26 protein-coding genes are annotated in these 25,276 nt (G+C 47.0%); 11 read left to right on the forward strand and 15 right to left on the reverse strand.

Annotated features, from left to right (window positions below; genetic code table 11):
- Positions 1-31 precede the first annotated feature (31 nt).
- Positions 32-928, forward strand: coding sequence for a LysR family transcriptional regulator (locus DES40_RS08070; RefSeq protein ID WP_121102871.1), 897 nt, complete (start codon positions 32-34; stop codon positions 926-928).
- Positions 929-1,194: 266 nt separating this feature from the next.
- Here the strand turns inward: DES40_RS08070 and DES40_RS08075 are convergent, their stop codons facing one another.
- The 7 genes from DES40_RS08075 to DES40_RS08105 all read right to left on the reverse strand — a co-directional run bounded on the left by DES40_RS08075 (position 1,195) and on the right by DES40_RS08105 (position 8,466).
- Positions 1,195-2,442, reverse strand: a complete 1,248-nt coding sequence (locus DES40_RS08075; RefSeq protein ID WP_233345532.1) for a DUF3526 domain-containing protein — start codon at positions 2,440-2,442, stop codon at positions 1,195-1,197.
- On the reverse strand, positions 2,439-3,875 hold the full coding sequence (locus tag DES40_RS08080; RefSeq protein WP_121100602.1) for an ABC transporter permease: 1,437 nt from the start codon (positions 3,873-3,875) through the stop codon (positions 2,439-2,441). Before DES40_RS08080 ends, DES40_RS08075 begins: the two co-directional genes overlap by 4 nt.
- Entirely contained in the window at positions 3,872-4,588 is a 717-nt protein-coding gene (locus DES40_RS08085) for an ABC transporter ATP-binding protein (protein WP_121100604.1), read from the reverse strand. Before DES40_RS08085 ends, DES40_RS08080 begins: the two co-directional genes overlap by 4 nt.
- A gap of 10 nt (positions 4,589-4,598) precedes the next feature.
- On the reverse strand, positions 4,599-6,737 hold the full coding sequence (locus tag DES40_RS08090) for a TonB-dependent siderophore receptor (RefSeq protein WP_233345534.1): 2,139 nt from the start codon (positions 6,735-6,737) through the stop codon (positions 4,599-4,601).
- 101 nt (positions 6,738-6,838) lie between these two features.
- A complete protein-coding gene (locus tag DES40_RS08095; RefSeq protein WP_147405873.1) occupies positions 6,839-7,231 on the reverse strand; it encodes a hypothetical protein in 393 nt (130 codons plus the stop codon).
- 173 nt (positions 7,232-7,404) lie between these two features.
- Complete coding sequence (locus tag DES40_RS08100; RefSeq protein ID WP_121100608.1) at positions 7,405-7,767, reverse strand: VOC family protein; 363 nt, start codon at positions 7,765-7,767, stop codon at positions 7,405-7,407.
- Between the two features lie 39 nt (positions 7,768-7,806).
- The gene (locus DES40_RS08105; RefSeq protein WP_121100611.1) at positions 7,807-8,466 is read right to left on the reverse strand and encodes a cupin domain-containing protein; all 660 of its coding nucleotides are present in this window, start codon (positions 8,464-8,466) and stop codon (positions 7,807-7,809) included.
- Between the two features lie 115 nt (positions 8,467-8,581).
- On the opposite strand from DES40_RS08105, the gene DES40_RS08110 reads away from it, so the two are divergent.
- The 6 genes from DES40_RS08110 (at position 8,582) to DES40_RS08135 (ending at position 15,660) form a co-directional block, all read left to right on the forward strand.
- On the forward strand, positions 8,582-9,121 hold the full coding sequence (locus tag DES40_RS08110; protein ID WP_121100613.1) for a TetR/AcrR family transcriptional regulator: 540 nt from the start codon (positions 8,582-8,584) through the stop codon (positions 9,119-9,121).
- 312 nt (positions 9,122-9,433) lie between these two features.
- The gene (locus DES40_RS08115; protein WP_121100615.1) at positions 9,434-10,027 is read left to right on the forward strand and encodes a TetR/AcrR family transcriptional regulator; all 594 of its coding nucleotides are present in this window, start codon (positions 9,434-9,436) and stop codon (positions 10,025-10,027) included.
- A gap of 12 nt (positions 10,028-10,039) precedes the next feature.
- Positions 10,040-10,882, forward strand: coding sequence for a phytanoyl-CoA dioxygenase family protein (locus tag DES40_RS08120; protein ID WP_121100617.1), 843 nt, complete (start codon positions 10,040-10,042; stop codon positions 10,880-10,882).
- A 357-nt stretch (positions 10,883-11,239) separates the two neighbouring features.
- Entirely contained in the window at positions 11,240-11,527 is a 288-nt protein-coding gene (locus tag DES40_RS08125; protein ID WP_121100619.1) for a co-chaperone GroES, read from the forward strand.
- A 212-nt stretch (positions 11,528-11,739) separates the two neighbouring features.
- Positions 11,740-13,383: a chaperonin GroEL gene (gene groL / locus DES40_RS08130; RefSeq protein ID WP_121100621.1), complete on the forward strand. Its 1,644-nt coding sequence runs from the start codon at positions 11,740-11,742 to the stop codon at positions 13,381-13,383.
- Between the two features lie 468 nt (positions 13,384-13,851).
- The gene (locus DES40_RS08135) at positions 13,852-15,660 is read left to right on the forward strand and encodes a DUF262 domain-containing protein (RefSeq protein WP_121100623.1); all 1,809 of its coding nucleotides are present in this window, start codon (positions 13,852-13,854) and stop codon (positions 15,658-15,660) included.
- Positions 15,661-15,687: 27 nt separating this feature from the next.
- Here DES40_RS08135 and DES40_RS08140 read toward each other — a convergent pair whose 3' ends face one another.
- Positions 15,688-16,068 (reverse strand): STAS/SEC14 domain-containing protein, encoded by a 381-nt coding sequence (locus tag DES40_RS08140; protein ID WP_121100625.1) that lies wholly within the window; start codon positions 16,066-16,068, stop codon positions 15,688-15,690.
- 91 nt (positions 16,069-16,159) lie between these two features.
- Complete coding sequence (locus tag DES40_RS08145) at positions 16,160-16,705, reverse strand: SpoIIAA family protein (protein WP_121100627.1); 546 nt, start codon at positions 16,703-16,705, stop codon at positions 16,160-16,162.
- Positions 16,706-16,877: 172 nt separating this feature from the next.
- Here DES40_RS08145 and DES40_RS08150 point away from each other — a divergent pair, with 172 nt between their 5' ends.
- Positions 16,878-17,651, forward strand: a complete 774-nt coding sequence (locus DES40_RS08150) for a transporter (protein ID WP_121100629.1) — start codon at positions 16,878-16,880, stop codon at positions 17,649-17,651.
- Positions 17,652-17,806: 155 nt separating this feature from the next.
- Here the strand turns inward: DES40_RS08150 and DES40_RS08155 are convergent, their stop codons facing one another.
- The gene (locus DES40_RS08155) at positions 17,807-18,316 is read right to left on the reverse strand and encodes an EF-hand domain-containing protein (protein ID WP_121100632.1); all 510 of its coding nucleotides are present in this window, start codon (positions 18,314-18,316) and stop codon (positions 17,807-17,809) included.
- Positions 18,317-18,755: 439 nt separating this feature from the next.
- Between DES40_RS08155 and DES40_RS08160 the strand changes: the two genes are divergently transcribed.
- Positions 18,756-19,949: a DUF547 domain-containing protein gene (locus DES40_RS08160; RefSeq protein ID WP_121100634.1), complete on the forward strand. Its 1,194-nt coding sequence runs from the start codon at positions 18,756-18,758 to the stop codon at positions 19,947-19,949.
- A 9-nt stretch (positions 19,950-19,958) separates the two neighbouring features.
- Here the strand turns inward: DES40_RS08160 and DES40_RS08165 are convergent, their stop codons facing one another.
- The gene (locus DES40_RS08165; RefSeq protein ID WP_170144933.1) at positions 19,959-20,549 is read right to left on the reverse strand and encodes a TlpA family protein disulfide reductase; all 591 of its coding nucleotides are present in this window, start codon (positions 20,547-20,549) and stop codon (positions 19,959-19,961) included.
- On the opposite strand from DES40_RS08165, the gene argH reads away from it, so the two are divergent.
- Positions 20,548-21,957, forward strand: a complete 1,410-nt coding sequence (gene argH, locus DES40_RS08170; RefSeq protein ID WP_233345536.1) for an argininosuccinate lyase — start codon at positions 20,548-20,550, stop codon at positions 21,955-21,957. The genes DES40_RS08165 and argH overlap by 2 nt on opposite strands.
- A gap of 86 nt (positions 21,958-22,043) precedes the next feature.
- Here the strand turns inward: argH and DES40_RS08175 are convergent, their stop codons facing one another.
- From DES40_RS08175 to DES40_RS08190, 4 genes are all read right to left on the reverse strand, one after another.
- Positions 22,044-22,250 (reverse strand): DUF1289 domain-containing protein, encoded by a 207-nt coding sequence (locus DES40_RS08175; protein WP_121100638.1) that lies wholly within the window; start codon positions 22,248-22,250, stop codon positions 22,044-22,046.
- Positions 22,251-22,254: 4 nt separating this feature from the next.
- Positions 22,255-22,626, reverse strand: coding sequence for a hypothetical protein (locus DES40_RS08180; RefSeq protein ID WP_121100640.1), 372 nt, complete (start codon positions 22,624-22,626; stop codon positions 22,255-22,257).
- 16 nt (positions 22,627-22,642) lie between these two features.
- The gene (locus DES40_RS08185) at positions 22,643-23,833 is read right to left on the reverse strand and encodes a DUF2891 domain-containing protein (RefSeq protein ID WP_121100642.1); all 1,191 of its coding nucleotides are present in this window, start codon (positions 23,831-23,833) and stop codon (positions 22,643-22,645) included.
- Positions 23,834-23,955: 122 nt separating this feature from the next.
- Positions 23,956-24,786, reverse strand: coding sequence for a hypothetical protein (locus DES40_RS08190; protein ID WP_121100644.1), 831 nt, complete (start codon positions 24,784-24,786; stop codon positions 23,956-23,958).
- A 192-nt stretch (positions 24,787-24,978) separates the two neighbouring features.
- On the opposite strand from DES40_RS08190, the gene DES40_RS08195 reads away from it, so the two are divergent.
- A complete protein-coding gene (locus tag DES40_RS08195; protein WP_121100646.1) occupies positions 24,979-25,275 on the forward strand; it encodes a lipoprotein in 297 nt (98 codons plus the stop codon).
- Position 25,276: the final 1 nt, after the last annotated feature.

Below are 25,276 nucleotides of genomic sequence, written 5' to 3' on the forward strand. Positions count from 1 at the left end.
GATAAATTTGATAATCTTTTATTATGATAAAATGATAAATGCCACTTGGTTAGAGACTTTCACGACCCTGTGTGAAACCGAACATTTCACACAGGCGGCAAAGCGATTGAACATGACACAGCCGGGCGTGTCGCAACATCTACGCAAATTGGAACAATATTTTGGTTACCCTTTAATCTCTCAAGATGGCAAAAGTTTTTCTCTTACGCAGCAAGGAGACGCTATCTTTGCTTTAGGGCTTTCAAGAAGACGAGAAGAAAAACAACTGCGCGAAACCATAGAAGCCGATGACCCTAATATCGGAGAGATTCGACTTGCCTGTTCTGGCAGTTTTGCCATGCTACTTTATCCCAAATTATTGCCCTGGATGAATACAGCGCCGAATTTAAGAATTGATCTTGAGGCGGCGCCACAAACAAACATCCTAAGCGGCCTTATCGCTGGGGACTATGATTTGGGGGTCGTGAGCGAAAAACCAAATCACAGCCGTATTAAGGCACAAGCGCTAGGCCGTGAAGAGTTATGCCTACTCCTGCCAAAATCGGCGATTGGGATTAATATAACCTATGCCGAATTACAAAGGCGCGGTCTTGTCGCGCATCCAGATGCCTATGCGTTCGCCGATAAGCTGTTACCCCTCAACTTTCCCAATGAATATTTAGGCTCTAATGCCTTACGCATTAGAGGGTATATAAATCAAATAGGGCAAATACCCACTCCCGTTGCCGCCGGCATAGGGTACACCATCCTGCCGCGCAGCGGATTAGAAGCTTTTCCTCATTCGAAACAGCTTATGGTCGCAAAATTAGACACCCCTCAATCACAGAATTTGTGGCTCATATCTCGTAAGGGTCGGGTGATGTCATCCAAATTGAAACGCTTGATACAGACAATCACAGAAACAGCTGAGCAAATAACCACTATTTAAAAATCACAGCGTGTATTGTGTCAGCCTCATTGGCACCCGCACTCATTCAATTGCGATCTTGCTTATTTTCATTCCCACTAAGCAGCCCCAAGAGCCGCCCAAGCCGCCATTTCATCATCGGCTATTGTAAGAGTTGATTGCACCCTTGAATGAATTTGGGCTCGGCTTAATGGATTAAACCGAGCCCATATTAATGGTAATAAATATTTATGGTTATAGATATTTTTGACGCTCCAAACGCGCCAAAGTAATCAATATATGTGCGTTCACAGCCCTGCATCATTATAATTTGGCAGCGCATTTGTGGGCTCTGCCGCCTCATATTTCAAATTAGGAAAGAGACGCGGATAATACCAAGCCCTAAGCCCAGCATGGAAATCGCGAACAGCTATTTCATAAGCCATCGCCGATTTCATATCTGTATTGGCCAAACCTTCTATTGTTCGCTGCATAAGCGTGGCCGGAGATATGAAGCTCGCATGCCCTGCTAGTGTGTCACGTTTTTCACGGCCTTGGCGATATGCCAGACTCAGAGGTTCAGCCGTTTGATCGCCGACTTGTTGAAAGGCATAATACCATTTCCATTCAAAGGCCTCACTGTCCCATTTTGTATAGCCTGCCCATTCAGGGTGGCGTTCCATAAAGGCAGCATATGTTTCCTCTTTCGGAATATCCCATGCATCATTTACGGCTTCGCGCTGAACCAATACAATCTCCCCGCCATCAGGAAGCGGAACAGATTTATTAATTATTTGCGTCAAACTTGCAGGTATAACGGCACAAACAAAAAGCCAGACACCCAACATTATGGTGAGGTTATAAGCCCCAGTCCGTATGGCTGGCGTGAGCCAAAGCGTAAGCCCCATCCAAAACAAGAGATAGACACACACCGCACCAGCACAAGCCAGAAGCGTTGTGATGGCTGTTCCCGAGATTACGCCCGCCGCCAAGAGAGGCAGGCATAAAGCCAAAATCAAGGCGCCCACACGTAAGCCCGCCCGGCTCCACCAGAGACGACGCACAGATGACGCACTAGCCTCAATCAGGCGCAAGCGCCCTGCGGCTTGCTCCCCCGAGCGCAGGTCAAATAAAAGCAGAATGACTAAAAGCGGCGCGATGAGCGTGGCCACAAAGGCGAAATCAAATCGGCCAATTAAGGCAAAGTCAGGGTTATTCGCATCGGTTTCATAGATTTGGCCTTCTAAAGCCAACATCCGAATACGGTGTTTCCAAGGGCTTACATCCCGTTGGCCTATGGCGGCGAAAGCAAAATCAGACGGCGCATCATAGGTCAGGTGAAAGGTGTAATAAGCCGCAGACCCCCAATCCGATTGCTTGCCGAGCACGACTTCGCGTTCAACTTCATCCAGCTGTTTAAGCTCTGCAATCTCGGCGCGCTGTTGCGAGATTTCATTCATCCCAAGCGTGACGGCCAAGACAGAGAAAAGAAACGCTAAGGAGAGCCAAACCCACACCGCCTTATCGCGGAACATAAATCGTAATTCGCGCATCATGGTGTCAACCTCCGTGCTGAATAAACCCCTGCCCCAAGTAAGGCGACGAACCAAAGCAGTAGCGCAAGAATTTTAGGCAGAGCGCGTTCCACCCGTATGGCCGCTTTGTCAGGCGTGAATCTAAAGTCCTTCAAGACCTGCCAATTACCGGCATCTACTCGCGCGCGGCGCCAGCCTTCTTCACCCTTGTTACGGTTCATATCAGCCTCATATGACAGCTGCTCGACATGGGCTTTGTTGAGCCCCTGAACGAAATCATAACGCAACGCTTCGGCCTCACGTAGGAAACGATGATGCGTAGCAAGATCGGTGCCTGCAACATTCCGAGAGACACCGCTAATGGCCAAATATGGAGACACCCAAGAATAACCAGACAAATGCGAGGCCTGCTCGGCTTCTCGCGTCAACCGCTTTTCAGCATATTGATTAAGAGTCTGAGTCAGTTTTTCTTCGCCTGCTGACGCCACAATACCGCGATAATTAACCGGTAAATCTTCTATGCGTTCAACACCATATTTCTTTAGTGTATCAGCTCTCAATTTTGCAAAAGCCGGATCAGAAGCGTTATGCCCATCGCCGAGTTTGCGAAGGTCATCATTCATCCGCATATCCGTTAAAATTTTTCCTTCCGTTGGAAGCGCTGCACTTGCCGAAGTCACGCCAATACGGGGTATGACTAATACTGTAAGCACCCAAACAGCCAAAAGTACGCCCAAAGCAACGCCGCGCGAGCGCGTGGCCACAGAAACCAACAAAGCAAGCCCAGCCCAAATAAAGAGATAAATTAAATGCCCTAGATAAAGCACCAACCCTGCCAATAGGCTTTCACCAGAGAGACTAGCGACAAAAGCAGAGAACAACGCCGGAAGCGATAATATCATGATAAGAACGGACAAAGCCAATAACTTACCCCGATAAAGCCGAACCCCGCTAACCCCTTGAGAGAGCAGAGGCCCCAATGTGCGCGCCTCTCTTTCTCGCAAAATTACGCCATGGCCGAGGGCAATGATAAGCAGAGGTAAAAAGAAGTGATAAACCTTGGCCGGAGAGAGCGCGCCAAACCCGCCTGTTCTGGCTTCTGCGCGCGCATCCGCAAACATCGCTGAATTTTGTTTGTGACCTTCAAGGAATATGGACTGTCCTGTTACAGCATCAACGCCCGGATCAAAAATAGCCAGCGCTGGCGGTGCACGAAACACGTAATGACCGTAATGCACCATACGATGTGGGTGACGATCAGGTTGATCAAGAAATGTCTGCTCGGCCTGCTCTTGCTGATGCAGCCTCTCGTGACGGGCCTCTTGGGCATCAATCAGAGTTAGAACCGTTGTGAAAACAAGAAGAATAGAAAATACGATCATACTGACCATAGCAAGGCGGGAGCGCCGCCATTGCCGCCATTCTTCACGGGCAATTGTCAATGAAGTGGTCATGCCGCTGCCCTTTCTGCAAAGGCCGCATGGACAATTTCTGTATCAATTCGCGCCCCAGCTTGGGCATCAAAACTGCCGACCAATTCACCGCGCCGCAAAAGCCCAATCCGATCGGCCACTTGGCAGGCACCATAAACGTCATGGGTCACCATCAAAATCGTCTTACCTTGCCCTGAGAGCTTTCGAACCAAGGCATTAAATTCATCAATGGCGACAGGGTCCAGTCCTGATGTAGGTTCATCCAATAACAGAACAGGTGTCTCGCGCAGTATGGAGAGCGCGATGGCAACCTTTTGGCGCATGCCTTTGGAATAATTATCCATATGACGCGCCCGCGCATCGACCTGAAGTCCGACCTCATCTAAGGCTGTATCAAGTTCAGCTCTCGTTTTTTTATTGCCAGCCAATTCCAGAAAATAGCTGAGATTTTCATAGGCATTCAGGTGCGGATAAAGTGTCGCCGCTTCTGGCAAATAGGCGATAGTGTGACGGATTTTGGCAATGTCTTTGGTCACGTCATGTCCTAAAACTGTGACGCTCCCGCTATCGGGCTTTAAAAAGCCCAATAGAGTCAATAGTGAGGTTGATTTACCCGCCCCATTACCACCAAGGAGTGCATAAACACTCCCTGGCTGCACCTCAAAAGAGATGCTCTGTAACACCTTGCTGTCGCCACGGCTGACGACAAGGTTTTTAATTGTAATTGCTGTCATAGAATTCCTCTTAAAAGCTATATCTAGCGGAAACGCGAAAGCTCCGCGGCGCACCAGGCTGTGTCCAAACACTGGCGAATGAATCTGTGTAATAGGTTTCATCAAATAGATTATCGACACTGAGCCGAAGTGCGATATTCTCAATGGGCTCGACTTCACCAAACAAACGAACGGTCAGATAATCGGGCAAAGTATAATCCGTGCCGAGCTCACCAGAGCGAGCTCCTACATATAAAATACCGCCGCCTAATTCTGCGGGTATCTCTGCAAATTCAAAACCCTTTGACATCTGCAGGCTAAGTTGATGATCAGGAGAATTGACCAAGGGCGACCCCGGTTCAAACTCTGTGAATGTCGATGTGTCGACACCCTGATTTGTGTATTCACCATCGGTATAAGCATATGACAGCCATAGGCTTATGTCGTTTTCAAAGATTAGATTAGCGTCTAGCTCCAATCCTTTACTCTCGGCCTCACCCGCAGGAATTGGGTCCGTGAAGTTTCCTCCAAAGACAAGGATATTGCTCTGCTCAACTTTGAATAAGGTTGCTGACGCCGTACCTTCGACATTTTGGAAAAGCCCCCCTAGGTCAGCTTTAACCCCAAACTCTGCAGACTTTGTTTTATTGGGGTCAAATGCATTTCCGTCTGGGTCGTTTCCAGAGAGTTGTCGTATGCCCTCTCCGTAAGAGGCATAGACACTAACGGCATCCGTGGCTCTATATACGGCGCCGAATTGCGGAGAAAAATAGTCATTTGATGACTCTTCTATTACATTAGAGCTGCGATTATCTAATTCTTGATCAAAACTGTCATAACGCCCACCAAAACGGATTTGAAATTTATCTGTCAGGTCAATTTGATCTTGGAAATAAAGCCCAATTCCACTTAGATTTTCAAAACGGTCAATCTGTAAAGCTGCATCGGGGCGATCATATAGGCCATATTGCGGATTATCGACATCCACTAATAAATAGGTCTCTGCGTCAAGACTGCTGCTCGCTGCACCGCCAATACTCCCTTGACGGAAGCGGTTAGCCACTTGGTCATTGTCAAAACTATCATAGTCTACGCCTGCGATCAGACGATGTTTCAATCCGCCCGTATTGAACTCACCTGTCACCTCTCCGCGTAGAACGAAATAATCTGTTTCATAATCACGGAAACGGAAGAAACGCGAAATGGTCTCACCATCCACGAAATAAGGCTGTCGACTGCCAAAGTTTGTTTCATAGGCATCACCGAATAAAGAGGTTTCACGATAGCCCGCGCCCAGTAAGACACTCCAATCGTCAGAGAAATCATGCTGAAACTCAACGCGGTGCCCTAAGACTTCTGTGTCAATTAAGGCATCAGGTTCCCCAACAAATAATTCTCGCGGGCTATAGCCAAACTCTTCGGAGTAGATAACGCCGCGATCCTGCGGCAGCTCTTGCTTTGTATATTCTAGCTCATAGGATATAGTCGACGCTTCGCCGAGGTCTAAACGTAGCGATGGATAGAAACCATATTTTTGCGTTTCCTTTTCGTCGCGGAAACTCTCCGCATCTTCAAAAAAACCAATGAGACGTAACCCCGCACTACCATCCCCAAAAACTATATCGGAATCGCCTTCGACGCGGAATTCGTTCCAGCTCCCGTAAGAGGCTTGAACATAGCCACCATTTTCGAGCGTGGGTCGTTTCGTAACAAGGTTGATTGTACCGCCGGGTTCGCCGCGGCCATAAAGGGCAGAGCGAGGCCCTTTGAGGACTTCCACGGTTTCAATTCCCACAATGTCTCTGGGGCCTGCAAAGCCGCGCCCTGCATTAAAACCATTGACAAGAAAACCGCTTGGCAAGTTAATATCGCCTGAGAAGCCACGAATAGAAAAGCTATTCCAAAGACCACCGAAATTGTTTTGCCGGGCAACAGAGGCTGACAGATCAAGGGCGGCATCAAGAGTAAAAGCGCCCGCATCCTCTAAGAGCTCAGATGTAATGGCTTGATTAATTTGAGGGACTTCGAGCGTTTCAAACTCCCCTTGATAGGCTTGGCGAATGCCGGTTGTAACGATTTCGTCCTCGGACGTTTGCGCATAGGCGGGATGAGATACAGCCATAAGGCCTAGTCCTGCAAATAGTAGGGAAGAAAGATTCAAAGGACGCACAGGTCACTCCATTTATATATTTAAAATCACAACGGTGAGCGCACACATTTCGGGTGACGCCTTTATATTTTCGATGTTTTGGTAGAAATCGTTTTCAGGTTTTAAATATAAATTGGAGGCGCGCGGGGTGCAGGACACGTTAATATCGGCACCCGTGCCGGCGCGAATAAATTTGTGACAACCGTCGGCACGCGCGCGGGTTGAGCCTGCGATAAGGCTAACCCGCTCTTGCTTAACTGAGCATCAAAATGACAATTATTCATGTCATCCTGACGGTCTCCATCGCCAACGTTATCTTCAATATCTTCATCATGCGTCGCCAGAATACAGACTGAGCAAGCTGGCTCATTGGGCTCATCATCATGCGATGGATGGGCATGAGACACAGCCGAAAATTGACTAAATGATATTACAAAAGCGAGACAGACAAGCATTTGGCGAACGATTAAACGTCCCCAATCCGCCTTATTCATATGTCTATCAACACGTTTCACGGCGGCTCTTTAACGTGATGTGATAACATAGACAAGTTATGATTTGGGTTTCAGGCTCTTTCTGTTTCAAGCTTTGTTTCAAGCCCTTAGCAACCAAGTAGTCATGGGTATGGGGTCAGCGAACGTGCTCTGACATACTTAAAACCCCAAACCCAAATCTCTTTTAATCCGTCCTAACTAAAGTCAAAAAAGCAAAGCTTATTACCCTCGGGGTCCTTAACATACGCACCGTAGAATTGCCCTTCGATACGCGGCCCCGGTTCACCGTCACATGTGGCGCCAAGTGCGATGGCTTTGTTATATAGGCTGGCGGCGCCTTCTTTAGATCCGCCAGGAAAGGCCACCATGACACCGTTTCCCGGATGAGGCTCTTGTTCATTATGTGGAATACATACAGCAATCATTGGCTGCTCTGTAGACTTTCCAATCATGGCAAGTCGTCCAATATCCACCAAAACCTTAGCCTCAAATAGCGCGCAATAAAATGCTTTTGCGGCTTCCATGTCTTTGACGCCGAGTGTTGTATAACCAATCATGTTTTGTCCTTTCAGGAACGAGGTTTAGGTAATTAAAAATCAAGCTATGGGTAAGTGACCCGTCTTTACGTAAATAAGACAGCCCTCATCCGTATAAGGATGATGCTTTGACAGATGTGGACTCCGTAGCCATGTGCCTTTGGGGTAAGATCCTTTATCATCAGAGAACGTTCCCTCTAGAACCAGAATTTCTTCTCCGCCCCAATGTGTATGGGCGTTAAATACCGTCCCTGGTGCCCAGCGTACCAGAGCACAGGATTCACCCTCAAAGCTATGGAGCGGTAAAACCGTTAGACCAGGCACAGCGCCGGGGAGAAACGCTGCATTTTTCGTATCGATAGAAAACTGAGTCGTGTCTCTTTTATCAAATTGATGAAGTTTGACGAAAATAATGCAACCTTCATCACTATGAGGTTTGTGGGTGGAGCCTATGGGATTGCGAACATAGGTTCCCGCGGGGTAATCCCCGTGTTCATCCGAGAATACCCCCTCTAAAACCAAGAACTCTTCACCTCCACTATGGGTATGGGGCGAAAAATAGGATTTGGGATCATATTTTACGATCGTGGTCGCACGCGCAACTTCATCTCCAATACGGTCAAGCTTGCGCCGATATACACCTGCCATAGGCGAGTTTTCCCACGGCATAGCCTCTGTATCTATTTTTACACGTTCAGAAAAATTAGCATTCAACTTCATATTGTCATTCTTAACTGTCTATCTACCTAGTGATAGATAGATGCCTCATCAGAGTATGATATGCAAGAGAATTGTGATAGAAATTTTTTCAAACACAGAAAGTTGATAGCTGACCATGAATAGTGCCTCTCAAATACTCGACACTGCTGAACGCCGAATGCGCACATCTGGCTATAATGCCGTCAGCTACCGCGATATTGCGGCAGAAATCGGAATTAAAAGCTCTAGCTTACACTACCACTTCCCCAAGAAAGAAGATTTAGGGGTGGCTTTGGTGAGGCGTTACACTGAGAACTTTCGCAATCGCCTTACAGAAAACACAGCAAATGACACTCGCTCTGAACAGTCTATCTCCGCTTTCATCGATATGTTTCGGTATGCGTTAGAAGAACAGCGTTTGGTTTGTTTATGCGCTATTTTTGGTGCCGAAGCTCCGGGCCTTCCACATTCCGTCACCACAGAAGTAAAAAGTTTTTTCAAAGAGAATACAGCGTGGCTATCTGCGCGTTATGAAGATCTGGGGCATAAGCCCCCCCTAGAAAAGGCCAACACGACACTCGCCTTACTTCAGGGTGCAATGATCATGAGCTCTGTTAATGGGGACAACAGCATCTTCGGGGCGGCCGTGAAAGCAATTGAACAAGATTTGAATTAAGCCCCATAAAGCCTTCATTGCTTCAAGAGCCAAGGCTCTGGGTAAATGTCATTTCATCATGACATGGCTCAAAAAGCCTATTGCGAGAAAGGGTTCTGATGACATCGTCTCGTCACACCCCCTCATACTCTCAATAGCCTCCTTCCCACTAGCAATGGCCCATCTGTCTTGCCCGCTCGCCATCAAGGGCCGAGCCAATCATCGATTTAGTCGGATATGGCCACAGCGCTGGCAAAGCGGCCTCAGATATAACCGCGTCTGCGTATATATTACTAAATTGAATTCAGTTCAGTTTTGTGATAATGTCTTCGCATGGAAAAAATCACAACAGCAGAGCGCATTTTAGATGCCGCTGAAAAAGAGCTGATTGTAAATGGTGGGTTTTTGGAAATGGCGTCCGTCGCATCCAGAGCCAATGTCTCCGTCGGTCTTGCTTACCATCATTTTGGCTCAAAGACTGGCATGATTGCGGCTACAATTGATCGTTTTTATGGCCCCATCAGAAACATAGCGTTAGGTGACGTGATCCCTGTTGATACAGAGTGGCTAGAACGAGAGAAGTCCAGAGCAAAAACGTTGATTGATTACTATTACCAGCACCCCTTAGCGCCGCTTGTTGCAGGGCGTTTGGCAAGGGAGCCGGAAATCCTTGATATCGAAAAAGCTCATTTAGATGCGTTGCTGCAATTGGGGGAACGCAACATTATTCAGGGTCAAAAACTTGGTATTGTCGATGCGGACCTATCACCCACGACAACCGTCGCATTATTGATGGGAGGACTCCGGCTTGCGATCTACAGGGCCTTACAAATGGAGCACCGGCCCAAGAAAAACGAATTACTTGAACAAATATGGTTGTTCACTGAGAACGCCTTGCAGCCAAAACACAATCATCACAAACAGTAATAAGGATGCAGAGTGACTCATAACCCCGAGGCAGAGCAATACCAAAACAAGGATCACGCCCGAACCCACAAACAGTTACGACCTAGAAGCGAACGCCGTTCAGCTGATATTGATGCGGATTTCGAAGTACTTATGGAGCATGGCTATGTGATAATCGAAAACCTTATAACCCGTGAGATTTGCGAGGAGATTAAGGCCGAATGCGTGGGCTTATTGGGGCATACTGGACGAAACGCGTTTGAGGGTCACAAAACCCAACGTGTATACAACGTGTTATCAAAAACCCGACAAACAGACCGGCTCGCCACACACCCAAGAGTACTGGGATTGATGGATAAGTTTTTTGAACCGGGTTTTCTTCTATCGCAAAGTCAAATTATCAATATCCAACCCGGCGAAGCGCCGCAGGGCTTGCACACTGATGACGCCTTTTACCGGCTTCCCCGTCCGCGTCAGCCCTTAGGCGCAGCTACTATTTGGGCCATTGATGAATTTACTGAAACCAACGGCGCCACAGTTGTTATCCCGGGTAGTCACAAATGGGATGACAAAAGAGCCGGTCAACCCGATGAGGCCATACCTGCTGTGATGCCGCAAGGATCCGTCATCTTCTTTCTAGGCACGACTTGGCATGGCGGGGGACAGAACGGGTCTGTAGACGCGCGTCTTGCTATTACGCATCAATATTGCGAAGCCTATATGCGGCAACAAGAAAATTACCTACTGGAGCTATCCAAAGAAACCGTCCGCGGTTTATCGCCGGAATTACAGTCTCTCGTTGGTTACTCTATTTATCCGCCTTTCATGGGCATGGTGGAGGGAATGCATCCTTTGCGTACGCTTAATGTGAACTAGAGCCACCTTTGGGAACAGACCCACGCCATTACGACGCGACAATGATTTATGGCAAGGATGACCATAAGGCAAATAATCAACCCGACACGTATTGCGACTAAACGCTTATTACGTATAGGGGCTTCGTATGTACTGAACCGGCCTGTCAAAATATAATCTTTAAAACTATAAAGCGGCCCCGCCCCGCCAGCGCCTTCTCACTCCCTGAAAATTATCACAAAAAACTCACAAAAAATCTCTGTCGACGCCTTGAACCCTTTGCGCCTCTACCCACATAGCACTCATTAGCAGTCCCGAGCGGGGAGTGCTAAAGCTTATAAATTTAAACTGGTTCATTTTAACAAGAGAGATTGACGCATGAAATTTCGTCCCCTCCACGACCGTGTTGTCGTAGAACGTGTCAAAGAAGACACAAAATCCGCTGGCGGCATCATCATCCCTGATACAGCCACTGAAAAACCATCCGAAGGTAAAGTCGTTGCTGTTGGCCCCGGCGCCCGCGGCGAAGATGGCAAAACTATTGCGCTTGACGTGAAAAAAGGCGACCGCGTCTTATTCGGCAAATGGGGCGGTACAGAAGTCAAGATTGACGGCAAAGACCTTCTTATCATGAAAGAGTCGGACATCATGGGCGTGATTGGATAATTTTCGCAACGCGAAAATCATCCAAATCCGGCGAGAGCAATTGCGAAGCAAATGCGGGCCGGCCCTGATTTCAATTACTGCGAACTCATAACGCAAACGGTTGATTTTTTGCAGCGCAAACTATCAACGAACGGCGTTAAATTCAAAGACGCATAAAATAGCAAATTCCCGATTGAGTTCGGGAAGCAAAAATTCAACTAGGAGATTTTATTATGGCGGCTAAAGACGTCAAATTCGGTAGCGAAGCTCGCGCCAAAATGCTCGAAGGTGTAGATATTCTCGCCAATGCAGTAAAAGTTACACTCGGCCCAAAAGGTCGTAACGTAGTCATCGAAAAATCTTTCGGCGCACCGCGCACGACCAAAGATGGTGTGTCTGTTGCCAAAGAAATCGAACTTGAAGATCGTTATCAGAACCTCGGCGCGATGATGCTCCGTGAAGTGTCTTCAAAAACAAATGACAAAGCCGGTGACGGCACAACAACAGCGACTGTTTTGGCACAAGCCATCGTTCGCGAAGGCCTAAAGCGCGTTGCCGCAGGCATGAACCCAATGGATCTTAAGCGCGGTATCGACAAAGCGTCATCAGAAATCGCGAATGACCTTTTGAACAAAGCCAAGAAAATCACGAAGTCTGAGGAAATTGCTCAGGTCGGTACGATTTCTGCCAATGGCGAAGCCTCTATCGGTGCCATGATTGCCGAAGCCATGGGCAAAGTCGGTAATGAAGGCGTTATCACTGTTGAAGAAGGCAAAACAGCCGAGACAGAGCTTGACGTTGTTGAAGGTATGCAGTTCGACCGTGGTTATCTGTCACCTTACTTCATCACTGATGCAGAAAAAATGAAATGCGAAATGGATGACCCTTACATCCTATTGAACGAAGGCAAATTGACATCTCTACAGTCTATGCTCCCAATTTTGGAAGCGGTTGTTCAGACTGGCAAGCCTTTGCTTATCATCGCAGAAGACATTGAAGGCGAAGCGCTTGCGACTCTCGTCGTCAACAAATTGCGTGGTGGATTGAAAATCGCAGCGGTTAAGGCCCCTGGTTTCGGTGATCGCCGCAAAGCCATGTTGCAAGACATTGCCATCCTTACGGGCGGTACAGTGATTTCAGAAGATCTTGGCATCAAGCTAGAAAACGTCACTTTGAAAGACCTCGGCACAGCGAAACACGTCCACATTTCTAAGGATGATACAGTTGTTGTTGACGGCGCGGGTAAGAAAAAAGACATCAAAGCCCGTGTTGAGCAAATTCGCGCTCAGGCAGACGCAACGTCTTCTGATTATGACCGCGAAAAGCTACAAGAGCGCCTAGCGAAACTGGCTGGTGGTGTGGCTGTCATCAAAGTTGGCGGTTCAACAGAAATCGAAGTGAAAGAGCGCAAAGACCGCGTTGATGACGCGCTTAACGCGACACGCGCAGCGGTTGAAGAAGGCATCGTCCCAGGCGGCGGTACTGCGCTTCTTCGGGCCTCACGTTTCATCGACGTCAAAGGCGCCAATGATGATGAACAAGCCGGTATCGAAATCGTCAAAGCGGCGCTTCAATACCCAGTTCGTCAGATTTCTGACAATGCCGGCGTCGAAGGCGCGGTTGTTGTTGGCAATATCATTGCCGAAAACAAAGCCAATTACGGTTATGACGCGCAAAACGACAAATATGTCGACATGGTCAAAGCCGGTATTATCGACCCAGTGAAAGTTGTGCGTACAGCGCTTCTTGACGCGGCCTCTGTTGCAGGTCTTATCCTGACAACTGAAGCGGCTATCGTTGAAGCGCCAAAGAAAGACGCTGGCGCCCCTGCTATGCCTGACATGGGCGGAATGGGCGGCATGGGCGGCATGATGTAGTTTCTGTGATTTGATCGTTTGAATCAAATCGCGGCGCTACCGCAAAGCTGATGATGTATCATCAGCGCAGCGGCTCCAAGCCATACACATTAAGAAGGGCCGCTCGATAGAGTGGCCCTTTTTTGTTGGGGCGAATGGCGAAGCCCAAAAGCATAAAGACCGCTTCCGCGCCCACAAAATACGCAAAAATCCACACCCTCAACATCCCCGATGAGTATCAATACGGCGATCCAGAATTGATGGACATTTTAAGGGAAAGTACGAAACCGTTTATTGAGAGGGATTAGGGGTGATAGGTTGGGGTAAAACTACCAATCGAAGAAAGCATCCACCGATTGTAGAGGGGCAATTCTAAATATTTGTTTTTAGAGCACTTAATTATAATCTTTCCCGACTCACAAATGATTAACTAGATCTTGCAACCCATCATTGAGTATGATCTAAAAAAGAAAATGCAGGGAAAATTTGATGAACGACCCAAAAACAAAAACAGTGGGAGAAATTTTTACTACTCAAACACAGTTGACGATTCCTAAGTATCAACGAGGCTATGATTGGAAGTATGACAAACAAGTCACCGAATTATTTTCAGATATAGAGGATTGCATCCGTGCAAAAGGAAAGAAGAAGTTATTCCTAGGGACGACAATCTTAGATATCTCTGGAGCTGAAAGTGATAAAATTGAGATCATTGATGGACAGCAAAGAACCACAACACTTCTAATCTTGCTAATAGCATTACGCAGCTATGCAAAGAATGTATTATCCGATGATGAATCAGTAGACTTCTTACATGAATTCATAGTCTGGAAAAAACCATTTTCAAGAAAACCACAGGTAAATAGGTTTGCCCCATCTCCACAAATTGAGAATATATTTAATTATATGAGTAAAAAAAATTGGGATGGCAATTTCCCTCCGAAGGTCAATAATATTGCAGGAACTAAAGAGATAGGTGTTAAACTAGAGAACAATCGTGTGCGACCCGTTTACAACGCCCTCTATCAGAAAATTGTAAATTATTGTGAAGACGACCCAATCGACAATTTCGAGATACTCTGCAACCAAATTGTCTACGAAACTTATATCATTCAAATAGAGATTGAAGATAAATCAGAGGCATTCGAAATTTTTGAAAGAACAAATGCCAGAGGGAAAACGTTAGAAATTTCAGATCTGTTAAAGAACTATTTATTTTCTAAGTACCCATCAGAAGAAGTAGTTAGAATTGAAAAAATTTGGTATAAAATTTCCAAGAATGCTGGCTCATCAATGCTCAGAATGTTGAAGTATTTTTGGGTTTCAAGAAAGAGTCTAGTACCAAACCGTGAACTTTATAGCGAATTAAGAGAGTACGCTAGAAAGAAAGGCGTCACTAAATTTACTCAAGACATCTTAGACTTTTCTGAATTCTATGCTGCTTTCAACTCTAAGAAACGAGGGGAATTCCAAAGCTGGATAGAATCAGAAACGGACTTCCCAGAAAACAGTATGTATGTGAACGAAATCGTTCGTATAAGAAATGCTTTTCGACTGTTTGGAATTACACAAGTTACTCCAGTAATATTTTCCTCAATTCAAAAATTTAGTGAATCTAGTTCACTTCACTCAAAAACAAGGCGATACATAAATTTTTTGAGATATTTAGAAGGCTATCATTTTGTAAACAATAAAGTTTGCAACCGAATTGGTAACGAGGTTGAAAAGCTATACGGTGAATACGGCAAAGCATTTCTCGATACTGATAACTTCTTTGAAACATGTGACGACTTAATGAAACTGCTAAATAAACAAAAAGTAAAAGAAGATGAATTTGTTACTTCTTTCGAATATCTCACCTATGGCAAGAAAACTGAAGGGCCATTTATCCGTTATATATTTGATAGAATTGTTAACATCGGAGTACGCCAAAGTAACAGAATAATGCTATTTGATTATTTTGATAAAAGACCAGGTTATGATATCGACCACCTTCTCTGTCAAAAGGAAGCAAAGACAACAGTGTCCGAAACCACTATGCATGAATTAGGGAATTTGTTAGTTATTCCCAATCAAATAAATAGCATTTTGAATGACGATAACTTCGAAGTTAAAATTAAAAAATTTAAAGACCCACTAAAATACGGAGGTAAGATTAATCATACTCCGGATTACGTTAAATCATTTGCCCTTCAATACGAGAACAAACAAAAATTTACGACAAAAGACATCAACGAACGCACAAAAAAGTTAGCTAAGTTAGCTTATTCCTCGGCAACTGATAAAGTTAACTACTAACTAAACTCTCTGAGCACCAAATTAACATCATCCCGCCTTTAACCACATTATCGCCTTGGCGCGGTCTTTGGTTTCATAGGCTTTGATTTTCAGATTGGGGATAAGGGCACCTTCTATGGCGGCGGCGGCGCGGATGAATTGGCTTTCAGAGATGACGGCGGCTTTGGGGACGGATTTCAACATCTCAAAAACTTCGTCCAAACGAGAGAGTTCTTCTTTGGCCGCGCCGAGGCTGGGCATATTTAATTTATGCATCGTCACGCACAGATTAAATTGTGCGTGTTCATCGGTTTGCACGCCCAACCAATCCAGCGCCGTCGACATTTCGGTTTCGGTCAAACGCCCGCCTATGCCTATATAGGCAATGCCGTCTTTGACGTCTAATTCCATATTATGGGTTTTTATCATGGCGCGCTCCGATTTGTGTTTTCAGCTCTGATTGTTTTCGCGGCCCGTTTGGGCGTTATCCTCTTGGCCATATGGATAATAGGCATATGGATCAAAGGCTGATTTTTTCCATATTCAGGGCGTCCCAAGCGCTCCCTGCTGTGTCCTCATCGCTGACGGATGGGGCCTCGTCATTGTCTTCTTGGAGGAGCGGTTGACCCTTAAGCCAACGCGTGGCCGGTATGGCTTCGTTTAAATCAAAACTGCGTAAATCAAGGCCCGGAATGACAGAGCCTTCGACTCGGGCGGAATTTCGTAAAAATGTACTATCGGTTAAAACGGCGCATTTCGTGGCCTCTGTGCAGTGGCGTAATAATGTGCCGATACGGGTAAATTGTTGACGCAATTGGCCCAAGCCCGAAAAGTCGCCTTCGGCCATATCAACGCGCAGGACATAGCTTTGGCCTGCGTCTTTATCTGGCCCTGTGTCTGGCCCTGTGTTTTGCTTTGTGTCGCTTGTTTGCAATGACGCCTGCAAAGCCTCTACCCATTCCAAACCCGCATCTAGGCTCTCTTGTGCGATAGCGCCGGTCACTGTCACTTGGACAATTTGGTCAGCGCGTGTAAGTTCAAGGTTCTCTGTTTTAAGAGGCGTCATAAAAAGGGTTCTCCATATGGGGCAATATTTTGATGTAATGGAAAAACTATGGGCAAAGCCGCAAATGGTTCCGAAAAATTTACAGTCTTGGCGTGCCTGTCATCAGGCGTAATAAAGTTTATTTAATTCCCGTCTGAAGATAGGCGGCATTGAATAAAAGGGGTGGGGCAAAATGAAAGATATACTCAAGGCGCATTTATTCAGGGCGGGTAAGTTCAGGGCTTGGCGAGCGGCCTTTATGGGGTTTGGGGCTATAGCCTGTTTCTGGCCCGTTCTGGCGGCCGCGCAAAATACGGGCGGTGTCTCCACCCCCGTCGTCAATATTGACCATCGCAGCGCACAATACCGCATAACCCTTGACCCTGATGATAATGGCCAGACGGGCTTTGCCCAGCGCCTACATTATCAACAGGCCATAAATGATGATATGATGTGGCGCGTGGTGGGGCAGACCCGTAAAACAGCCGAGTCTGATTTTGATTTTGACTTCGTGCAGGCCGAATTATTCTGGCAAGTCACCCCCAATGCGATGGATTACCAAACGGGGTTGCGTGTTGACGCCCGCTTTCGCGGTGGCGATCGCCCTGAACAGATTGGCGCTAATTGGCTCAATCTCTGGACGCTCTCTGATAGATGGCAAGCGCGGGCCAGCGCGATGACACATGTGCAAATGGGCGATAACGCCGCAAAGGGTCTGGCCCTGCAAACACGGGCCCAGCTCATGCATAGCCTCCCTGAGGGCCGCTCTATCGGCGTGGAAATTTTCAATGATTATGGGCGGACCGGCTCTGTTCAGGGCTTTGATAAACAAAACCACGCTCTGGGCCCTTTCGTCACCATGCCCATTACGGATAATATCAGCGTCTATAGCAGCGTCTTATTTGGCCTCTCAGAGGCAGCCGCAGATACAGAATTACGGTTTTGGATTATTCGATCCTTTGACTAAGCCGCAGGGCCTATGGCTCTAGCGCCCCGTCATTATGCCTAATAATAAAGGCGAGACAAAACTGTCTCGCCTTTATCCTTTCAGAGGGGATTATGCGTGAACGCCCCCTTGAAAAATGCGCCCCGTATCAGGTGTGTTTGAAACGGGTTATATGATTATTCGACTGTGTCGCTTTCGCCTGACATGTCTGTCTCTGTCTCAATCTTGGTTTCAGACTCAACTTTGAAATCAGATTTTTTATCAACGCTTGGTAATTTAATAGCGCCCTCTTCGGCTGTCATAGGCTCTAACCGCGCGCTAAGCTCTTCTTTATCAAGGCGAGCATTGGCATCCGCATCATGCGTGTTGAACGCAGAATCATAGGCGCCCTTTTCACGGATCATAGAAAAATAGCTATCGCCTGCGCCGGCTTTTAATAAAGCGAATGTCACAAATTCTTCGCGGTCTAGGCTTTTATCCGCATTCACATCAGCCGAGGCAAACATGTCCATCGCGTCTGAGTTAAGGGATGTCTGTGTCTGGGATGTTACGTCCAAATTAACGTCTTGCACCTGCGCAACCAGAGCTGTCTCACCTTTTAAAAGCGCGTCTTGGGCTGTGGCCGATGCGGCCGCGCCAATGAAAAGCGTTGATGTCATAAGGCTAATAAATGTCTTCGTTTGCATGTGGGTCTCTCCTAATTTCATGCTGGCTCCCCAACCTTGAACGCAGACTGTTTCAGTTTTCCCCGAAGGTAAAGTGAACTGGATTTAAGGTTATGGAGAGAAAAAACCCGCCTTTATTTCGGCCCATTTTCTAACTCTGCCCATGAAATCAACCCTGTAGCCTTGCCCCATTTTCATCACCTTTTCGAAAGGCTGTCGTAAGGTCACATTACAAATGAAAAGGAGACAGATTTTTTCGCGCTTAAATTTGGAATTTTACATCACCAAATCAGCAAGATTTTATTGATACAGCCCTCCATCGCATCAGGCCTGTGGAACGGGCTCTTGGAATTTTTCGCATTTTCACATGAAAAAAAGATAGTAACATATCGTTTTTCGATATATAGTCGGAACGAAATGCAAGGCTGTACGACTATAAACTGCGTAGCGGAGAGACAAAATGACGTATCTTAAAACCTTATTAGGCAGTGCGGCCCTTATCGGTTTTCTTACGGCCCCAAGCCAAGCCGCCACCAGTGGAACCCTGGACCATAGCCAAGCGGCCTCTATTCGCTCAGCCTCGGTCATGGATCAATTCTCACAGTTTAAACCCAATCCCTCCAGCTACACCCGCCTTGATTTCGAAGTTATGGATCTATTGGTCGAACGCATCGTTCTTTATATGGGCCCCTCTCTGCGCAAAATGGCCACACGCCCAGACGCTTTTACTGGAACACGTGTGGTAAAAAAACACACGTCACCTTATCGTCTGGAAGGTAATAAAATTATCTATTCAATGTTTGATAACACCCAGAAAAACATTGTCCGTGACTATCTCAAAGATTTGACAGAAATCCCTGACAAAGTCGATCTGACAAGCCTCTCCCGCAATGACCAGCTCTCTTATTGGTTTAATTTGCACAATCTGGCGCTGATTAAAGAGATCATGGAGGTGTATCCCAAAGTTAACCCAAAAGATATCAAGCCTCGGGCCAATTCTGATGCAAAGCTTCACGACGCTAAAATTCTTGTCGTCAAAGGCGTGCCTTTATCTCTGCGCGATATACGTGAGAACATTGTCTATCGTTATTGGGATAACCCTATTGTGATTTATGGTTTCCATGATGGGACGCTTGGCTCGCCAAGTTTGCCGGCTGTGGCATTTGACAGAAATAATATTGATTACACTTTGCGTCAAAATGCAGAAGAATTTATCAATTCTCTACGGGGTTTTGGTTTTGGTAAAATTGCGCCTTATTACAAAGAAGTCGCTCCGCGTTATTTCCCAAATTTAGAAGCGGATTTACGGCAACATTTTAAGAGATATATGCGGCCCGAAGTCTATGCCGAAGTTGAAAAGACATCCGCGTTTAAATACCACCGAACAATGGATATTATTTCTGATACGACTGGCGGATACGGAAAATATGCGGCGCCTCAGAATTTATATATAAATAACGAAGCCACCGATATTGGCATTCCCACAGGCACTGTAGATTTTGTTCGCCAAAGAGCGCGCAAAGTTCAGCAATTGCAAGAAACAGAATGGTTCTTAAACAACACCGTCATCATCGAAGACATTGATACGATTGATCCGGACCTAGACCTACCAAAGCCGCGTGACCCCGGTGTTGACGTCGATATTCACGAATAGGTCTTTTCACTATTGCGCGATTAAATAATCAATCAGGGACAGGGCTTCTGTGCTGTCCCATTCCGCCTCGCCAGAGAGGCGGGCGACTTCGCGGCCTTGCCGGTTATAAAGCACCGTCGTCGGCAAACCCGGAAGACGCAATTTCCCGTTAATCTCATACGTCCCATCATGCCATTGCGGCAGAGCATCAATACCGTTTTTCTCAAAAAACTCTGTGATTTGAGATTTCTTATTATCTAAACTGATGGTCACGACTTGAAAGTCATCGCCGCCGCGCGCTTTTTGCAGCGCATTAAGAGAGGGCATTTCCGCCACGCAAGGCGGGCACCACGTCGCCCAAGCATTAACTAAAACCACTTTTCCAGAATACTCTGATAATTGCATGGTCTCGCCCTGCGGAGAGGTAAACTCTATGACTGGCTGCGGCGGCGGGCTTTCTAATTCGGTTAATTTCGACAAAGATTTAACGCTAAACCTATCTAATGCCGATTTTGGCTTTTGACAGGATTGCACTACCACTAAAAACACGGCTATGAGGCCGATAAACACCATGGCCCGTATCAGGTTACCAAGGCTGAACATTGAAGAGACGTTAAACATGAGCGACCCTGTAAATAAAAAAGACGCTAAAGGCCAGACTATGTGGGGGGGACGTTTCAGCGCACAACCCGGCGCGCTGATGCAAGCCATTAACGTCTGTATTCAATATGATAAACGCCTCGCCAATCAAGACATCCAAGGCTCCAAAGCACATGCAGCTATGCTTGCCGCCCAAGGGATAATCACTGAAGACGATTACAAAGCCATAGATGCCGGCTTGGATGAAATCAAAATCGAAATCCAAGAGGGCAAATTCCCGTTCAAAGACGAACTGGAAGACATTCATTTGAACATTGAAAATCGCTTAAAAGAAAAAATTGGTGAAGCTGCTGGACGCCTTCACACTGGCCGATCACGTAATGACCAAGTCGCCACGGATTTCCGCCTTTGGGTCAGAAATCATTTAAATCTGTTCGATGCCCAGCTGACGGACTTAATGGCCGCGCTTCTCGGTCAAGCCGAAGCCAATACGGACACAATCATGCCGGGCTTTACCCATCTACAAAGCGCGCAGCCCGTGACCTTTGGTCATCATATGCTGGCCTATCTTGAAATGTTTGCCAGAGATCGCGCCCGTTTCAAAGATTGCTATAAACGCGTGAATGAGAGCCCGCTCGGCGCAGCAGCATTGGCGGGAACGCCTTATCCAATTGACCGCGAAGCCACAGCCAATGCGCTCGGCTTTGCGCGGCCCATGGCCAACTCACTCGACGCCGTATCGGCACGCGACTTTGCGCTAGAGGCACTCTCTGCCGCAACGATATGCGCAACCCATCTGTCCCGTCTGGCCGAAGAAATGGTCATTTGGACCAGCGCGCAATTTCAATTCATCGCGCTCTCGGATGCCTTTACAACAGGCAGTTCTATCATGCCGCAAAAGCGTAACCCAGATGCGGCCGAGCTTGTTCGGGCCAAGGTAGGACGCATTATGGGCGCGCTGACCACGCTCACCCTCGTCATGAAAGGCCTGCCTCTTGCCTACTCCAAAGACATGCAAGAGGATAAAGAACCTGTCTTTGATGCCTTTGATGCCCTCGAAGTGGGCCTCGCCGCTATGACGGGTATGATCTCTGATATGACGCCAAATAAGCCGCGCCTCGCCGAAGCCGCAGGCGCTGCCTTCTCGACAGCGACAGACCTTGCTGATTGGCTCGTTATGTCGCTTAACATGCCCTTCCGTGACGCCCACCACGTGACAGGCCGCGTTGTGGCTATGGCCGAAAAACAAGACAAAACTCTGGATGCCTTGTCGCTCTCTGACCTACAATCCGTAGAACCGCGCATAACGGATGATATCTTCCGCGTCCTCTCCCCCCTCGCCTCAGCCTCTAGCCGCACAAGCTATGGCGGCACAGCGCCAAGTGAAGTCGCAAAACAAGTCGCACGATGGAAAGCGGAATTGGGTTAACACTGAAAACTTGCCGCGCTGAAATATATCACAAGGAAAATTCATAACAACGGACAGAAAACCAAAGGTTATTTGCCCCAGCAGTTTTACGTTTCCAATTTCCCTGCGGCTTTCAATGTGTCTAGGCGAGCCTTTAACTGCGTCATGATGAAGGCGCGTTCGGCGCGGCTATAGCCCATCCAAGCCCCGATTTCATCGCGGCTACGGCCGCACCCCGTGCAAAGGCGCGTTTCCAAATCAAGTTTGCATATTAACTTGCATGGACTTTCAATAGTTTCAGATTGGCGCAACATTATGTTATTCAACCTTTCTCTTGGCCTTTTTATCTCGCAAATGTTCGATACGTTCTTCTTTGCGTGATCTCAGGAACCACCATTCTTCACCATTTCGTTCAATCCGTTGTGCGTCAATTTCATGTAAAAGCTGACGGATTTCATCATCGGAATAGCCGCCAATGGGTTGTTTCAAGGCGTCAAATGAGCGATCAGTATATCCCTTATGATTTAGCATTTCTTTGAGCAAAGCTTTGACGACTTGGAGACTTTTATTCTCCAAATCAAACATCTCTTTCTCATGATTAAATTGGCTTTTCTGTAAGGCGTAACTAATAACGCCCGACAATATAGTGCCAATCACTACGCCTATTAACGCCCATATAGCTGAATCCATCTGACTCTGTTTCGTTCTAATTTATGCCGCGGGCAGTCACTAAATAAGTGGCAAAACTGGCAAGCCAATGCGAACCCGAATAATGCTCGTCTGATATCGCCGCAATACCTACACGTTCATGCAGCTGGGCCGACGCAATTAAGCTCGCGCGGCGCGGGTCTGTTTCTGGTAAGACTGAAGCGAGATTATAAAGATTCCAAGCGCGAGATAAATTCACACCGTCAAGATGTACCAGCTTTCCATCGCTCGCATCTTTGACGATACCCGGCGCAAGCCAATCATCCGACCCATCCACGGGAATAGAAGGCATAAAGTCAGAGAGCCATTTGGAAAAAGCGTCTTGGCTGAGAACGCGCCGCATTAAATCCGCTTCCATAAGGCAAGGCGAGAGAAAATCTTCACCGCTAGGTTCATAGGCCAAGGGACAATTCACATCTGATTGATGAAAAGCCAAACTGCGCTCTTTCAATAGGGCCAGCATGTCATCGTCTTTGGCTGTTTCTGCCCAATCCCACATCAAGCCAAATGCAAATGCACTTTGATTATGGGTTCCCAGACGGACAGGATAGGCCAGTTTTGGAAGCCATTCATTGAGGCTTTGCGCGATATCCGCTTCTAAAGGTTCTAAGCGTTCAAGCCAGACTTTGCCCTGCGGATCATCCCACTCCCGTAGCTCTGCGGTCAATTGTAAGAACCAAGCCAAGCCATAGGGGCGCTCCCATGCCCCACGGGCTGGACGGGCAAAATTCGCAATCTCGCCGTCTATATTTTCCACAGAGAAATTCTCTTCGAGTTTGGCTCGTGCCTCGTCTTTCCATGCACCGTCGGGCGCCATACGGATGAGACGAATGAGTAACCAATGACCATGTACGGCGCTGTGCCAATCAAAACAGCCATAAAAAACGGGAAAGATGTCTTGTGGCCGGCCAATTTCTTCGGCGGTATCAGTTGTACGGGAAATTTTATTTGGGAACTCTCTTTGCACACAATCCAGCGCAAGGGTCGAAAATTGCGTTGCCAATTCACTGGATATTTCGCCCTTATAGTCGAATGGTATCGCGGGGTTTTCAGCAAGGGTCTCGGTCGCTGAATTTACAGATAAATTAGTGGTAGTATTATCTGATAAAGTATCCGGAGCATTTGCGGGTGAACAGCCCCATGCAATAAGGGTTGTGGCTAAAAGAAGTGAGGATTTAAATAGTTTCATATCTGCTCTTATAATTACCTGCACATATAATAAAGGGCCTCTTTTGAGAAAGACTCTCTATAGACCGCTGATGTCTCTCTTGCGCATTGAGGATTAATGCTGCCCCATCATTGTATCGTCTTTCATTCGCCGATGGCCTGATTATTCTGCGTTGCTGCATCTGCGGACTCGGCCTTGGCGGCTAAATCAGCAAGCCGCTTGGCTTCAGCGTCTTCTAGATCAGCCTCGTCATATTTGAAGAACGCCTCAAGCTGGTAATCACCAGAGAGTTTAATCGTGTCCGCCTTGGACTGTTTCAAGGCTTTTAATTTAAAGAACTGAGCTTGCCCCACCTTTGTGATTTTTGGGCCTTCTATGGGCGCTCCCTCTTTCCAAAAACTTATCTGCGGCGTCTCTCCATCATCTTGACGGGGCTTTAAGACGATAGACTTCAAACCGGGGACAACAAAACCCAAGCCACCTGGTGCTAAGGCCTTCATCACTTTGGACCCATCCTTTGCGCCTTCATATAGCGCTTCGGCGCTATGCTCTCCCGAACTCTGTTTAAACGGAAAGCTAAAACTCAGATCGGCTTGTCCTGTGGGCGCGTCTGTTTCTTCGACCAAGTGGCCATCAATTAATTTACACAACTTGCCCTCTTTATTGAAATTGACGGCATTTTCGAGGTTCAAAACTTTTCCTGTTTCATCCAGAGGGAAATCATGTGTTTCTGCCTCATAGATATACCGTATCCCGCTTGGTTGTGGATTGTCTCCCACGGCCGTAAGTTTGATAGATAGTTCAGGTTGAATAATATTCGTAAGATCTGCATCGGCTTGGTGAAAGGCCTTAATTACATTTAAAAACCCTTTGGCTTCTGTACAGTCAGGTTTCGCCATTGCCGTCATTGGAACCGCTAAGAGGCTCGCCGCTATTCCAAACCCAAAAACAGGCGCAAAGAGTGTTTTCCGCATAAATGACCTTTCGATAAAGTGACGGTCTAGCGCAGGAATGCCTCTTGCTAAATTAATAAACTGTCAGGAAGTCGCCTTGTCATGGTTCTTATCTGTCAAAGCACGCCATTGTGAGGTTTAAACCCCCTTTAAGACTCGACGAGGCCTGCACGAGCGATTATCCCAGTCACAGTAATGACAAGGAACGACTCCATGCCCGCTATGCTCAACGGCACATTAAAACCTCTCGCCATCACAGGGCTCTATTGCGGCCTATTGGGCCTCAGCGCTTGCGGCATAAAAGGCCCGCTTGAAACCCCTCCACCAGTTTGGGGCGAAGAAAAACCTAATCCCGACATGGCAAGTGATACAATGGCAAAAGATACAAAAGCGGATAAGGCTGAGAAAGCTAAAGACGACTCAATCTTTGACAGCAGCCCGATTGATAACAAGAATGACGAAAATGATATTTTCGGTGACAGCTATCTTGAAAGCGACGAACCCTTTTAAT

Source organism: Litorimonas taeanensis, from assembly GCF_003634015.1.
In the GTDB taxonomy this organism is placed as follows: Bacteria; Pseudomonadota; Alphaproteobacteria; order Caulobacterales; family Maricaulaceae; genus Litorimonas; species Litorimonas taeanensis.